17 protein-coding genes are annotated in these 13,348 nt (G+C 69.7%); 3 read left to right on the plus strand and 14 right to left on the minus strand.

What is annotated here, in order from left to right; genetic code table 11:
* Nucleotides 1-183 precede the first annotated feature (183 nt).
* Both ftsH and rlmE read right to left on the minus strand, forming a co-directional pair.
* Nucleotides 184-2,097, minus strand: a complete 1,914-nt coding sequence (gene ftsH, locus ABD970_RS10985; RefSeq protein WP_345295504.1) for an ATP-dependent zinc metalloprotease FtsH — start codon at nt 2,095-2,097, stop codon at nt 184-186.
* A 114-nt stretch (nt 2,098-2,211) separates the two neighbouring features.
* Nucleotides 2,212-2,844: a 23S rRNA (uridine(2552)-2'-O)-methyltransferase RlmE gene (gene rlmE, locus ABD970_RS10990; RefSeq protein WP_345295505.1), complete on the minus strand. Its 633-nt coding sequence runs from the start codon at nt 2,842-2,844 to the stop codon at nt 2,212-2,214.
* A 220-nt stretch (nt 2,845-3,064) separates the two neighbouring features.
* Here rlmE and yhbY point away from each other — a divergent pair, with 220 nt between their 5' ends.
* Complete coding sequence (gene yhbY, locus ABD970_RS10995) at nt 3,065-3,352, plus strand: ribosome assembly RNA-binding protein YhbY (protein WP_345295506.1); 288 nt, start codon at nt 3,065-3,067, stop codon at nt 3,350-3,352.
* Entirely contained in the window at nt 3,352-3,726 is a 375-nt protein-coding gene (locus tag ABD970_RS11000; RefSeq protein WP_345295507.1) for an Mth938-like domain-containing protein, read from the plus strand. The genes yhbY and ABD970_RS11000 overlap by 1 nt, the downstream gene beginning before the upstream one ends.
* 334 nt (nt 3,727-4,060) lie before the next feature.
* Here ABD970_RS11000 and ABD970_RS11005 read toward each other — a convergent pair whose 3' ends face one another.
* From ABD970_RS11005 to surE, 4 genes are read right to left on the minus strand one after another with little or no spacing between them, the layout of a single operon-like run.
* Complete coding sequence (locus ABD970_RS11005) at nt 4,061-4,867, minus strand: peptidoglycan DD-metalloendopeptidase family protein (protein WP_345295508.1); 807 nt, start codon at nt 4,865-4,867, stop codon at nt 4,061-4,063.
* Nucleotides 4,846-5,430, minus strand: coding sequence for a YqaA family protein (locus ABD970_RS11010; protein ID WP_345295509.1), 585 nt, complete (start codon nt 5,428-5,430; stop codon nt 4,846-4,848). Before ABD970_RS11010 ends, ABD970_RS11005 begins: the two co-directional genes overlap by 22 nt.
* Nucleotides 5,430-6,128 (minus strand): protein-L-isoaspartate(D-aspartate) O-methyltransferase, encoded by a 699-nt coding sequence (locus ABD970_RS11015; protein ID WP_345295510.1) that lies wholly within the window; start codon nt 6,126-6,128, stop codon nt 5,430-5,432. Before ABD970_RS11015 ends, ABD970_RS11010 begins: the two co-directional genes overlap by 1 nt.
* Nucleotides 6,125-6,922 carry a 5'/3'-nucleotidase SurE gene (gene surE, locus ABD970_RS11020; protein WP_345295511.1) on the minus strand — a complete coding sequence of 266 codons (798 nt, stop codon included), beginning with the start codon at nt 6,920-6,922 and terminating at the stop codon, nt 6,125-6,127. Before surE ends, ABD970_RS11015 begins: the two co-directional genes overlap by 4 nt.
* Nucleotides 6,923-7,094: 172 nt before the next feature.
* Here surE and ABD970_RS11025 point away from each other — a divergent pair, with 172 nt between their 5' ends.
* Nucleotides 7,095-7,682: a Smr/MutS family protein gene (locus ABD970_RS11025; protein WP_345295512.1), complete on the plus strand. Its 588-nt coding sequence runs from the start codon at nt 7,095-7,097 to the stop codon at nt 7,680-7,682.
* A gap of 13 nt (nt 7,683-7,695) precedes the next feature.
* On the opposite strand, the gene ABD970_RS11030 is transcribed toward ABD970_RS11025, so the two are convergent.
* The 8 genes from ABD970_RS11030 to kdsA form a co-directional block, all read right to left on the minus strand.
* Entirely contained in the window at nt 7,696-7,929 is a 234-nt protein-coding gene (locus ABD970_RS11030) for a hypothetical protein (protein WP_345295513.1), read from the minus strand.
* Between the two features lie 107 nt (nt 7,930-8,036).
* Entirely contained in the window at nt 8,037-9,089 is a 1,053-nt protein-coding gene (truD, locus tag ABD970_RS11035) for a tRNA pseudouridine(13) synthase TruD (RefSeq protein WP_345295514.1), read from the minus strand.
* Between the two features lie 108 nt (nt 9,090-9,197).
* On the minus strand, nt 9,198-9,683 hold the full coding sequence (gene ispF, locus ABD970_RS11040; RefSeq protein ID WP_345295515.1) for a 2-C-methyl-D-erythritol 2,4-cyclodiphosphate synthase: 486 nt from the start codon (nt 9,681-9,683) through the stop codon (nt 9,198-9,200).
* A complete protein-coding gene (locus tag ABD970_RS11045; protein ID WP_345295516.1) occupies nt 9,680-10,138 on the minus strand; it encodes a hypothetical protein in 459 nt (152 codons plus the stop codon). The genes ispF and ABD970_RS11045 overlap by 4 nt, the downstream gene beginning before the upstream one ends.
* Nucleotides 10,138-10,863 (minus strand): 2-C-methyl-D-erythritol 4-phosphate cytidylyltransferase, encoded by a 726-nt coding sequence (ispD, locus tag ABD970_RS11050; protein ID WP_345295517.1) that lies wholly within the window; start codon nt 10,861-10,863, stop codon nt 10,138-10,140. The genes ABD970_RS11045 and ispD overlap by 1 nt, the downstream gene beginning before the upstream one ends.
* Complete coding sequence (ftsB, locus tag ABD970_RS11055; protein ID WP_345295518.1) at nt 10,860-11,180, minus strand: cell division protein FtsB; 321 nt, start codon at nt 11,178-11,180, stop codon at nt 10,860-10,862. The genes ispD and ftsB overlap by 4 nt, the downstream gene beginning before the upstream one ends.
* A 14-nt stretch (nt 11,181-11,194) precedes the next feature.
* Nucleotides 11,195-12,481, minus strand: a complete 1,287-nt coding sequence (gene eno / locus ABD970_RS11060) for a phosphopyruvate hydratase (RefSeq protein ID WP_345295519.1) — start codon at nt 12,479-12,481, stop codon at nt 11,195-11,197.
* Nucleotides 12,482-12,501: 20 nt separating this feature from the next.
* Nucleotides 12,502-13,335, minus strand: coding sequence for a 3-deoxy-8-phosphooctulonate synthase (gene kdsA / locus ABD970_RS11065; protein WP_345295520.1), 834 nt, complete (start codon nt 13,333-13,335; stop codon nt 12,502-12,504).
* Nucleotides 13,336-13,348 lie beyond the last annotated feature (13 nt).

The following is a 13,348-nucleotide window of genomic DNA, read 5'->3' on the forward strand; positions in this document are numbered from 1 at the left end:
GGGGCGGGTTTCCGGCGGTGGCTTCGCACCAGCGTACCCGCGGCCCGGCTTTCGACAAAGCCGCCGGGGCCATAGCTCTCCCCCGGCATCCGCTTGGCCACTCTCCCGCGGCAGTCCCGGTGGGCGCCCCAGCGGAGGGCACCCGTGGAGGGGGTCGTGTTAGCCGGTCCCCGTCGTACCGGGTCAGGTCTGCGGAGCGGGATCCTTGATCGGCAGCGGACGCGGATCGTCCTTGTCGCCGCCGTCGCCCTCGTCCTTGGCCGGCTTGCTCCAGCCCATCGGCGGCGGCGGGTCGCGGCCCTCCATCACCGCGTCGATCTGCGGCACGTCGATGGTCTCGTACTCGAGCAGGAGCTTGGCCATCACGTGCAGCTTCGCGATGTTCTCGGTCAGCAGCTCCGTGGCCCGCGCGTAGGCCTTGTCGAGGATGCCGCGCACCACGCCGTCGATCTTGCGCGCGGTGTCGTCGGACACGCTCTTGTGCTGGGTCACCGAACGGCCGAGGAACACCTCGTCCTCGTCTTCGCTGTAGGCGATCGGCCCCATCTCGTCGGACAGGCCCCACTTGGTGACCATGTTGCGCGCCATCTTGGTGGCGCGCTCGATGTCGTTGGACGCGCCGGTGGTGACCTTGTCGGTACCGAAGATCAGCTCCTCGGCCACGCGGCCGCCGTATAGCGAGCACAACTGCGACTCGATCGCGGTGCGGTTGTAGCTGTACTTGTCGCCCTCGGGCAGGTACATGGTCACGCCCAGGGCGCGGCCCCGCGGAATGATGGTGACCTTGTAGACCGGGTCGTGCTCCGGCACCAGCCGGCCGACGATGGCATGGCCGGCCTCGTGGTAGGCGGTGAGGGTCTTCTCCTCCTCGCTCATCGCCATCGAGCGGCGCTCGGCGCCCATCAGGATCTTGTCGCGCGCCTTGTCGAAGTGCTCCATGCGCACCTCCTTGGCGTCCTCGCGCGCGGCGAACAGCGCAGCCTCGTTGACAAGGTTGGCCAGGTCCGCGCCGCTGAATCCGGGCGTGCCACGCGCGACCACCATGGGCTCGACGTCGTCGGCCAGCGGGACCTTGCGCATGTGCACCTGCAGGATCTGTTCGCGGCCCTTGACGTCCGGAAGCCCCACGACGACCTGGCGGTCGAAACGGCCCGGGCGCAGCAGCGCCGGATCGAGCACGTCGGGACGGTTGGTCGCCGCCACCACGATCACGCCCTCGCCGCCCTCGAAGCCGTCCATCTCCACCAGCAGCTGGTTCAGCGTCTGCTCGCGCTCGTCGTGGCCGCCGCCCAGGCCGGCGCCGCGGTGGCGGCCGACCGCGTCGATCTCGTCGATGAAGATGATGCAGGGCGCGTGCTTCTTGGCCTGCTCGAACATGTCGCGCACGCGGCTGGCGCCGACGCCGACGAACATCTCGACGAAGTCCGAGCCGGAGATCGAGAAGAACGGCACCTTGGCCTCGCCGGCGATGGCCTTGGCCAGCAGGGTCTTGCCGGTGCCCGGCGGGCCCACCATGAGCACACCGCGCGGGATCTTGCCGCCCAGCTTCTGGAAGCGGCCCGGGTCGCGCAGGAATTCGACCAGTTCCGACACTTCTTCCTTGGCCTCGTCGCAGCCGGCGACGTCGGCGAAGGTGACCTTGGTCTGGTCCTCGTTGAGCAGCTTGGCGCGCGAGCGTCCGAAGGACATGGCGCCCTTGCTGCCGCCCTGCTGCATCTGACGCATCATGAAGAACCAGAAGCCGATGATCAGCAGCACCGGCAGGAAGTTGAGCAGCAGCGCCCAGATGGTGATGCCGGATTCGGGCGGCGCCTGCTTGATCTCGACGTCGTGGTTGATCAGGTCGTCGACGAGCTTTTCGTCGCGGCGCGGCGCGGTGGTGGCGCCGGTGCTGCCGTCCTTGCGCTCGAACTTGATGGTGCGCTCGTCGCTGGAGATGTCGACGGTCTTGATGCGGTCGGCCTGGACGTCGCTGATGAACTGCGAATACACCACGTCCTGGCTTTCGGCCGTCCTAGGGCTGAAGCTCTGGAACACCATCATCAGCACGACGGCGACCACCACCCACAGCATCAGGTTCTTCACAAGGTCATTCATTCAATTGGATTCCTCGCCGCCGCACGGCGGGCAGGCGCCGGGGCAAGCGTTTGCGGGGGAAGGCCGCGCGATGGGGGTCAGGACTGCCATATGCTCTCGTCAGGTACGTCGATGTTACTTGGTGGCCGCCAGCCGGCCCTGCGCCAGCGCGTAGACCTCCGGCGACCGCTTGCGGGAGGCCGCCGGCTTGCGGATCGCGACCTTGGCGTACCGCCGCCGCAACTCCCGCACGTACTCGTCGAACCCGGTGCCCTGGAACAGCTTCGCCAGGAAGGCGCCGCCCGGACGCAGGTGCTCGTCGGCGAACGCCATGGCCAACTCCGCCAGGTGCATCGCACGCGGCTGGTCGACCGACTCCACACCACTCTTATTGGGGGCCATGTCGGACAGCACAAGGTCCACGAGCTGTCCGTCGAGCATCGATTCCAGCCTCGACAAGACCATATCCTCCCTGAAATCGCCATGAAGGAAGTCCACGCCCGCCAATGGCGGCATCTCCAGGATATCCAGCGCGATCACCCGTCCATCGTCGCCGAGCGCCTGCCGCACCCATTGCGACCAGCCTCCCGGCGCAGCGCCCAGGTCGACCACCACCATGCCCGGCTTGAGCAGGCGGTCGCGGGCGACCAGCTCCTCGAGCTTGTACGCCGCGCGCGAGCGCAGGCCATCGGCCTGCGCCTTCTTGACGTACGGGTCGGAGAAATGCTCCTTCAGCCAGCGCTGGCTGCTTTTGCTGCGGGTGGCCATGGCGGGGATCCGGGCGCTGAAACGCCGGAAAAATCAGGGCTTTGCGGGTCGCCATGATACCCTGCGCGCCCCCCTCACGTTTGTGGCAAGGCTTTCCATGGCGCAAGACAAACCGGCTCGTGGATCGACCCGCAAGCCCGCCCGCAGCCGTCCCCCCGCTGCCACGGGCCGTGCCCGTCCGGCCCCGGTCGAATCCACGCACGATTCCGCCGACCTGAGCATGGCCCAGACCCGCTTCCTGCGCGGCCAGGCGCACGGCCTCAAGGCGATGCTGCAAGTCGGCGGCAAGGGGCTGACCGATGCCGTGGTCGCCGAGGTCGATGCGGCGCTCGAACACCATGAGCTGATCAAGGTGAAGATCGCGGCGGAAGACCGTGAGGCACGAGACGCGCTTGGCGCTGCGCTGGCGGAGCGCTGCCGGGCTGCCCTGGTGCAGCGCATCGGCCACGTCGTCGTCCTGTATCGCCAGAGCCGGGACAAGCGTCAGATCGTCTTGCCACGCGCCTGATGCAACTGGTCCACGAGCGCCCGGATTTCGCCTGGTTCCTGCGCGGCGCCGACGGCAGCTCGGCCCTCGTCAACGAGCGCACCTTGCGTTCCAGTTTCATCATCACGCCCGAGACGCTGGTGGAGCAGTGGCCGGCAACCGACGCCTCGACGCTTTCGACCGCCGACCTCGAACCCCTGCTCGCGTTCGAACCCGAGCTTGTCGTGCTGGGCACCGGCGCGACCCAGGCCTTCCCGCCCCCCGAAACGCTGGCCGCCTGCCTGGGCCGGGGCGTGGGGCTGGAGGCGATGACCAATGCCGCGGCGGCGCGCACGTTCAACGTGCTCGCGGGCGAAGGACGCCGCGTCGTGGCCGGCTTCATCATCGGCAGCTGATTCCCACGCCCTCCATTGGGCAATGAGGCTGGCGATGCGGCGCGACGGGTCCTGCAGCGGGTCGACCGCCCTTCCCATGGTCGCGGGCGAAGTGTTGCCGGTCCCCTGTGCACGATGGCAGGTCGACGAGCATCACCCGCTGCGCCGGGGCCGGGGATCCGCCCCGGAGCCGGCGCGAGGGCCTTAGCGGCGTGGAAGGTACTGAAGCGGGTCGACGGGCTTGCCGTGGTAGCGGGCGAGTCGACGCGCATTGCAATCCGCTGGATTGCGCGTCGACGAGCGCCCGGCGCGCTGCGCCGGGCCGGGGATCCGCCCCGGAGCCGGCGCGAGGGCCTTAGCGGCGTGGAAGGTACTGCAGCGGGTCGACGGGCTTGCCGTGGTAGCGGATCTCGAAGTGCAGCATGTCGCGCGCTGCGCCACTGCGGCCCATCACCGCGATCTGCTGCCCGGCGGTGACGCGCTGGCCCTCGTTGGCCAGTCTTTCCCGGTTGTGTCCGTAGGCCGACAACCATTGGTCGTCGTGCTTGACGATGATCAGTTCGCCGTAACCCACCAGGCCGGAGCCCGAATACACCACCACGCCATCACCGGCGGCGCGGACCGGCTGCCCGGCGTTGCCCGCGATGTCGATGCCCTGGCGCGTCGGGTCGCCCGACGCGTAGCGCGAAACCACCTGGCCGTCCGCCGGCCAGCGCCACGCCACGCTGCTGCTCACCGGTGGCGACGGCGTGGGGCGGGGAGGCGTTTGCGTCGGCCGGACCGCCGAACGCGCGCGGCTGCCGCCCGAGGCGGGGCGCGGTGGCGGCGTGGACGGCCGCTGCGCCACGTAGCGCGATGGATACAGGCGCAGCCGTTGCCCGGGATAGATCGTGTAGGGCGGCGCGATCCCGTTCCACATCGCCAGGTCCAGCGGGCTGATCCCGTTGCTGGTGGCGATGCGGTAGAGCGTATCCCCCCGCTGCACGATCGCGGTCGCACCCGGCTTGGGCGTGGAGACCCGTTGCGCGCCCCGGGACCCGCCTTCGCGCACCACCTTGGTGGTGCCGCACGCCGCCAGGAGCCCGGCGACGGCCATCGCCACCAGGACCAGAAAGACGAGTCTGTTCACGTTTCCATGCGTCATGCGCGCAACTCCAGCCATGCGACGGCCAGGAGCACGAGGAGCGCAACGGCCCAGCCGAGTATCTCGATGTAGCGGCGCAAGCCGCGTTCCAGCCGCTCGCCACCCCAGGCGATCAGGCCGGCGACCAGGAAGAACCGTATGCCGCGGCCGATGAACGAACCCAGCACGAAGGGCAGGAGCGCGATCCCGGTCGCACCGGAGGCGATGGTGAACACCTTGTACGGGATCGGCGTGAACGCAGCCACGAACACGATCCAGAACCCATGGCGGACGAACAGTTCCTGTATGTGGTTGAAAGTCTCGTCCCAACCCATCTTCACCATCCACGGCCAGATCGCATCCAGCGCGAAATGGCCGATCGCGTAGCCCAACAGGCCGCCCAATACCGACGCCACCGTGCACAGCAGGGCGAACCTCCACCAGGACCCGGGTTTTGCCAAGGCCATCGGCGCAAGCATCACGTCCGGCGGCACCGGGAAAATCACCGATTCGGACGCGCTCAGCAGCGCGAGGTAGCGCGGGGCGTGGCGGTGGCGCGCCCATTGCAGGGCGCGGTCGTAGAGCGGCCCGAACAGCCGCATCAGTCGACCAGGCCCGACAGCAGCGGGACGAAGACCACCGACGCGATCTCGGATTGTTCCAAGGTGCCGTCCTCGCGCTTGGCCACGCAGAGCAGCGACTGCGCACTCCCGCCGCCCACCGGCGCGACCAGCACGCCGCCCGGGGCGAGCTGTTCGGTCAGCGGGTCGACCAGCGCGGGCGCGCCGGCGGTCACCAGAATGCCGTCGTAGGGACCGTTCTCCGGCCAGCCGATGCGGCCGTCGTCGTGCTTGCTGCGGATGTCCAGGCCCAGTGAGCGGAATCGCTTGCGGGCCACGCGCAGGAGTTCGCCGATGCGCTCGACCGTGTGGACCTGGAGCCCCAGCGCGGCCAGGATCGTCGCCTGGTAGCCCGAGCCGGTGCCCACTTCCAGCACGCGCCTGGGTTCCCGGCCTTCGGAGAACAGCGCCTCGGTCATCCTGGCGACCACCCAGGGCTGGGAAATCGTCTGGCCGCGGCCGATCGGCAGCGCGGTGTCCTCGTAGGCGCGCGTGGCCAGCGCCTCGTCGACGAACAGGTGGCGAGGCACGGTGCGGATGGCGTTGAGCACCCGCTCGTCACGGATGCCGGCGCTGTGGGGCGTCCCCGCGCGCAGGCGGTCGATCAGCCGGTCGCGCACGCGCTGCGACGTCATTCCCATCCCGATGGCCTCGGGTTGCAGGCGCAGGCGCGCGGTCATGCGGCGTGGTCCCCGCGGCGCGGGGCGTCGAGTTCCTGCGCCAGGCCGTCGACCCAGCTCGAGACCTGCTCGAGTGCCTGGTAGCGGGTCAGGTCCACGTGGATCGGGGTGATCGAGATGTGGCCGCTGCGCACGGCATGGAAGTCGGTCCCCGGGCCGGCATCCTGCTCGGGACCGGCCGCGCCGATCCACCACCAGCTGCGTCCACGCGGGTCGTCCAGCGGCACGCAGGGTTCGGCGCGGTGGCGGTTGCCCAGGCGGGTCACTTCGAAGCCGACCACCTCGTCCCACGCCCTGTCGGGCACGTTGACGTTGAGGATGGTGTCGGCGGGCAATGGGTCGGCGCACAGGCGCGCCACGATCTCGACCGCGGCCCGGGCCGCGGTGTCGAAATGCTTGCCGGCATGGGCTTCGCAGGCCAGCGACACGGCCACCGCGGGCAGGCCCAGGAAGCGGCCCTCCATCGCGGCGGCGACGGTGCCCGAATAGATGACGTCGTCGCCCAGGTTGGCGGAGTTGTTGATGCCCGAGACCACCAGGTCGGGCTCTTCCTCCAGCATGCCGGTGATCGCCACGTGCACGCAGTCGGTCGGCGTGCCGTAGACCTTCCAGGTCGCCTCGTCGATGGCGACCACGCGCAGCGGCGAATCGAGCGTCAGCGAATTGCTGGCGCCGGAGCGATCCCGGTCGGGCGCGACCACGAACACCTGGTGGCCGGCGTCGCGGAGGCCTTGGGCGAGGATGCGGATGCCGGGGGCGTCGACGCCGTCGTCGTTACTGACCAGCACTCTCATTCGGAATCCAAGGGCATGGAGCGGTCTGCCGGGCCTTCTGGCGTTGCGATTGCGCGACATGATAGCGGATGCCGCCGCGGCATCCGACCCTGGCCTGGCCACGCCGTCCCCGGGCCGGGACCATGCGATCCGCCGCGCCCGGTCGCGTTGCATCCGCGCTACGCTTGGGCCCATGCCCAAGTCGCGCATGCCGACCCCGGACCGCCCGCGGGACGATGATGCAGACCAGGACGACGGCTCGCTGTTCCGCGACGCCATCGGCCCGGTCCGCACGTTGCCGCCGGTGCCGCTGCCACCGCCCAGGCCAAAGCCCAAGCCGCGCGCGCGCATGTCCGAGATCGACGAGGCGGAGGCGTTGCGGCAATCGCGCGCCGCAGGACTGGCGCCGGGCTTGGAGGAGGCTTTCCGCCTGGGCCGCGGCGACGTGCTCTCCTACCGCCGCGACAACGTCCCGCCGCGCGTGCTGCGGCGGCTGGCGCGCGGCGAGTACGCGGCGCAGGAGGAGATCGACCTCCACCACGCGGACGCGACGATGGCCGAACGGCAGGTCAGGCGCCTGATCGTCGACGCGCGCGGCATGGGCCATGCGTGCGTGCGCATCGTGCATGGCAAGGGACTGAATTCCGACGACAGCCTGCCGGTGCTCAAGAACGTGGTCGACCGGGTGCTGCGCCAGCGGTCGGACGTGCTGGCGTTCCACTCCGCCCCGGCCGCGCAGGGCGGCACCGGAGCGGTGCTGGTGCTGCTGGCGCCGCGTTGACGGCGCCGGGGCGTTACTCGTTGGTCACCCGCTTGGTGGGGACGTTGACCCACTGCAGGTGGATGCCCCTGCGGCGTGCGTTGCGCTCGACATAGTCGATGTAGGCTTCGTCCCTGACGATCCGGACGTCACCCGGATTGGAGACCTTTGCGGGTTCGACGTAGGCACTTCTGTTGTCGGTGGAGGCACAGGCAGCCAGGCCGAGGACCGAGAGCGACAGCACGCCGATACGTAGCGATGCATTCATATCGTTTCTCCGGTGGCGGTGCCCTGAGGCACCCGTGGCGCCAGCCCCATACCGGCGCCTGACCCCAGTTATACGCCCCCGACAAGCCCCGGCCAGTGCTGGAAGTGCTATTCCGACGAGCGGTGCCGTTCGGCGGCGCCAGCGTCGTGCAATTCGCCGAGTTCGAACAACACGGCGGTTGCATAGCCGCCTGGCGGCAACGAGAACGAGACCTGCAGCACAGTGTCGGCCTGCCATTGCCATTGCATGCTCGCGGGACGCAGGCGCGTCGCGCGGCGTTCCTGGGACAGGCCCGCGCGTTCCAGTCCCTCCCGCAATGCAAGCGACGTCCCATCCGAGAGCGCGTCGAGTTCCAGCGCCTCCGCCGCGCCCTGCGTGCGCAGCGGGCCCCGCCCCCACAGCGGCGCGCTGGGATGGATGTCGAACCTCGCCAAGCGTTCGGACAGCGCGTCGCTCCACGGCTCGGGTCCGAACACGCTGCGGGTGCCGTCCAGCATCCAGACCTCCCCGTCCAGGCCACGGTCCCAGGAGGCGTCCTGCACGCGCCGCGCCAGCACGCGATTGAACAGCGTGGAGCGTGCCGCCGACAGCAGGTGGGTGCGCTCGTTGCGCCGCACGCGCATGCCCCGGAACATCGCCCGGGCCTTGTCGACGTTGCCGCCGTCGTGGCCGAAGCGCTGGCCGCCGAAGAAGTTGGGCACGCCGGACGCCGAGATCGCCTGCAGCCGTTCCTCGATCCGGGCGTGCTCGCCGACAACGTCCCTGAGCACGAGGTCGAAGCGATTGCCCGCGTGCGCGCCCCGGGGCAGCTTGCGCGCATGCCAGCCGTGCGACAGCACGCGCAGGTCGTCCGAGGCCAGCGTCTCGATCGGCGGTGCCTGGCGCCTGGGCAGGTGGACGCTGAACCGTTGGCGGGTCACCGCATGCCGGTCCTTCATGCCGGCGTAGCCGATCGCGGGCACCCCGACGCCAGCCCATTCCGCCAGCCGCTGCGCGGCGAACTGCGTGTTCATCCCGCGCTTCTCGATCTCGAGCAGCAGGTGTTCGCCCTCGCCGCTGGCGGCGAAGGCCTCGATCTCGTCGACCCGGAAATCCTCGGGCGCGCGACGGATCACGCCCGACAGCGCGGCATCGCCGTGGGCACGCACCTGTTCCATCATGGCCGCGCCACGGCGGCGAGCATTCCCGCGCGCCTCCGGACGCTGCCGGCATGCCATCCACCGCATCGCCGTTGCCTTGCCGCCGGGCGTTCGTCCATCGCTTCAGTCTTAGCCATCGCGCAGCAGCAGGCAGGTCGCCAGTGCGGCGATGCCCTCGCCCCGTCCGGTGAACCCCAGGCCTTCGCTGGTGGTGGCCTTCAGGCCGATCGCATCGACGCCGACGCCCAGGTCGGAGGCGATGGTGGCGCGCATGGCCTCGGCATGCGGCGCGATCCTGGGGGCTTCGCAGACGATGGTGACGTCGGCGTTCCCCAGGCGCCAGCCGCGTTCGGCGAGCATGGCCTTGCATTGGCGCAGGAATTCCCGGCTGTCCGAGTCCTTCCAGCGATCGTCCGACGGCGGGAAATGCAGGCCTATGTCTCCCAGCGCCAGCGCACCGAGCATCGCATCGCACAGCGCATGCAGCACCACGTCGCCATCGCTGTGGGCGAGCAGGCCCCGGTCGTGCGCGATGCGCACGCCGCCGAGCATGACGTGGTCGCCGTCGCCGAAGGCGTGGACGTCGAACCCCTGGCCGATCCGCACGCCGTTCATTGCGGAGGCGAGGTCAGCGCTCGCTGCAACTGCGCCATGTCGACGTTGCGCAGCAGGTTGCGCGCCGCGCGGTCCACCTCCGGATGGGCGAACACACCTTCCCCGGCAACCATGCCCAGCGTCTGGAAGGCGCCCTGGAACGCAGCCGCGTCCTCCTCGCGGAAGCCGCGGCGCGCCAGGGCGACGCAATCGGTGAGAAGCAGGCGCTCGAAAAGCGCCCCGGCTTCGCGGTCCACTTCCGCGATGCGGTCCGGTTCCAGCCGGGTCATGCCGACCAGGTCCGGGTGCCGCGACATGGCGACGAAGATCCAGCGCACCAGCGCCTGGCGATCCCCTGCATCGGTGGATTCGACAAGGCATTCGGACAATGCGTCCGTCGCCGGGCCCGCCTCCACCTGCGTGGGCAGGCAGGCGAACAGCATGGCGGCGACTATGCCCGCGGATCGGTTGGCCATCAGTCGGGTTTCCCTTCTCGTCGTTGCGCCAAAAGGTACTCGAACCAGGCCAGGTCGGCCGGCGTGGTTACCTTGAGGTTGTCGTCGGCGCCCTCGACCAGCAGCGCACGATGGCCTTGTCGCTCCATCGCCATCGATTCGTCGGTGGGCGCGATGCCGGCGTCGCGGGCCGCCTCCAGTGCGCGCGTGAGCTGCAGGCGTCGGAACAGTTGCGGCGTGAGCGCGCGCCACAGGCGTTCGCGGGGCGCGGTGGCGTCGATGCCGCCGTCGTCGCCGGCGCGCTTGAGCGTGTCGCGCACTGGCGCGGCCAGGATCGCGCCGACGGGGTCGGCTCGCCCGCGCTCGAGCAGGGCGTCCAGGTCCTGCTTGCGCAGGTTGGGGCGGGCGGCATCGTGGACGAGGACGAAGTCGTCGGCACGCACGCCGTCGGGCAGCGCCGCCAGGCCCGCGAGCACCGAATCGGCGCGCTGGGCGCCGCCGATGCAGGTCAGCACCGGCTTGCCGTGGAAATCGTGCCAGTCCGGCCAGTGCGCGTCGCCGTCGGCCAGCACGACCATGGCGGCCTCGAGGGCCGGGTGCGCGAGCAGCGCGCGCAGGGTATGCGCCAGCAGGGGTTCCCCGGCCACCTCCAGGTATTGCTTGGGTGTGTCGCCGCCAAACCGCATGCCCCGCCCCGCCGCAGGCACGACGGCCCACAACCCGCCGCGCGCATGGCCCGGGGTCACGGCGGGGTCTCTTCGTCGACCGGCGCCGGCTCGGCCACGGGTTCGACGACGCGGTAGAAGGTCTCGCCCGGCTTGATCATGCCCAGCTCGCTGCGCGCCCGCTCCTCGATCGCCGCCTCGCCGGACTTGAGGTCGGCCACTTCCGCGGCCAGCGCGTCGTTGCGTTCCTGCAGGCCGGCGTTCTGGCGCGCCTGCTGCTCGACCTTCGCCTGCAGCGCGGCGACCTCCCTCGTGCCGCCGTTGCCCAGCCACAGCCGGTACTGGAGCCAGGCCAGCAGCACGACCAGCACCAGCAGGATGAGCCGGAGGGCGCGCATCGGCAGGAGTGCTCCTAGCCCTGCAACGAGACGAAGGCCTCGCGGCCGGCGTAGCGGGCCTCGCTGCCGAGCGCCTGCTCGATGCGCAGCAGGCGGTTGTACTTGGCGACGCGGTCGCTGCGGCACAGCGAGCCGGTCTTGATCTGGGTGGCGGTGGTGGCCACGGCGATGTCGGCGATGGTGGTGTCCTCGGTCTCGCCGGAGCGATGCGACACCACGGCCGCGTAGCCCGCGGCGTCCGCCATGGCGATCGCCTCCAGCGTCTCGGTCAGCGTGCCGATCTGGTTGACCTTGATCAGGATGGCGTTGCCAACACCACGCTCGATGCCGTCGCGGAACACGCGCGGATTGGTCACGAACAGGTCGTCGCCGACCAGCTGCACTTTCTCGCCCAAGCGCTGGGTGAGCTGCTTCCAGCCGTCCCAGTCGTCCTCGGCCATGCCGTCCTCGATGGTGACGATGGGGTATTCGCTGCACCAGTCGGCGAGGAAATCGACGAACTGCTCGCTGGACAGGCGCTTGCCCTCGCCTACCAGGTGGTACTTGCCGTTGTCGTGGAACTCGCTGGAGGCGACGTCGAGTCCGAGCAGCACGTCGTCGCCGGCGTGGTAGCCGGCCTTGCCGATGGCCTCGAGGATGGTGTCGAGCGCCTCGACGTTGCTGCGGAAGTCCGGCGCGAAGCCGCCCTCGTCGCCGACCGCCGTGCTCAGGCCGTGGCCCTTGAGCACCGACTTGAGCGAATGGAAGATCTCGGTGCCGGCGCGCAGCGATTCGGAGAACGAATCGAAGCCAACGGGCAACACCATGAATTCCTGGAAATCGACGTTGTTGTCGGCATGCGCGCCGCCGTTGATGATGTTCATCATGGGCACCGGCAGCACGGGCGCGCGACCGCCGGCCAGCAGCTTCCACAGCGGAACCTTCCTCGACGCCGCCACCGCATGCGCGCTGGCCAGCGACACGCCGAGGAGCGCGTTGGCGCCCAGGCGACCCTTGTTCTCGGTGCCGTCGAGGTCGATGAGGCGCTTGTCCAGCCCGGCCTGGTCGGCGGCGTCGAAGCCCGCAAGCGCCTTGGCGATCGCCTCGTTGACGTTGGCCACCGCCTTGAGCACGCCCTTGCCGCCATATCGGGTCTTGTCGCCGTCGCGCAGCTCCACCGCCTCCTTGGCGCCGGTCGACGCGCCCGAGGGCACCATCGCGATGCCGGTGCTGCCGTCGTCGAGGGTCACCTCCGCTTCGAGCGTCGGGTTGCCGCGGCTGTCGAGGATTTCGCGGGCGTGGATGGTCGCGATCTTGGTCATCGTTCGGAAAAAGGTCCGTGTCAGGAATGGGATTCGAGGAAGCCCGCGCGCTTGGTGGCGCGGTCGAGCTCCAGCAAGGTTTCGAGCAAGGCCTGCATTTTCGCCAGCGGCCAGGCATTGGGGCCGTCGCTGAGCGCCTTGTCGGGATCGGGGTGGGTTTCCATGAACAGGCCCGACACCCCCACCGCCACTGCGGCGCGCGACAGTACCGGCACGAACTCGCGCTGGCCGCCGCTTGAACTGCCCTGCCCGCCGGGCAGCTGCACCGAATGGGTGGCGTCGAACACCACCGGGCAACCGGTTTCGCGCATCACGGCGAGGCTGCGCATGTCGCTGATCAGGTTGTTGTAGCCAAAGCTGGCACCGCGCTCGCAGACCATGATGTCCTGGTTGCCGGTGGCGCGGGCCTTCTCGACCACGGGCTGCATGTCCCAAGGCGACAGGAACTGGCCCTTCTTGATGTTGACCGGCTTGCCGGCGGCGCAGACCCTGGTGATGAAGTCGGTCTGGCGCACGAGGAAGGCGGGGGTCTGCAGCACGTCGACCACCGAGGCGACCTCGTCCATCGGCGTGTACTCGTGCACGTCGGTCAGCACCGGCACGCCGAGCTGGCGCTTGACCTCGCCGAGCACGCGCAGCCCCTCCTCCATGCCCGGGCCGCGAAAACTGTTGACCGAGGTGCGGTTGGCCTTGTCGAAGCTGGACTTGAAGATGAAGGGGATGCCGAGCGCGGAGGTGATCTCCTTCAGGCGCCCGGCGACGTCGAGCTGCAGCTGCTCGGACTCGACCACGCAGGGACCGGCGATCAGGAAGAAGGGCTGGTCGAGGCCGACCTCGAAACCGCAGAGCTTCATGCAAGGCTCCCGG

This window comes from Luteimonas vadosa (assembly GCF_039543545.1).
In the GTDB taxonomy this organism is placed as follows: Bacteria; Pseudomonadota; Gammaproteobacteria; order Xanthomonadales; family Xanthomonadaceae; genus Luteimonas; species Luteimonas vadosa.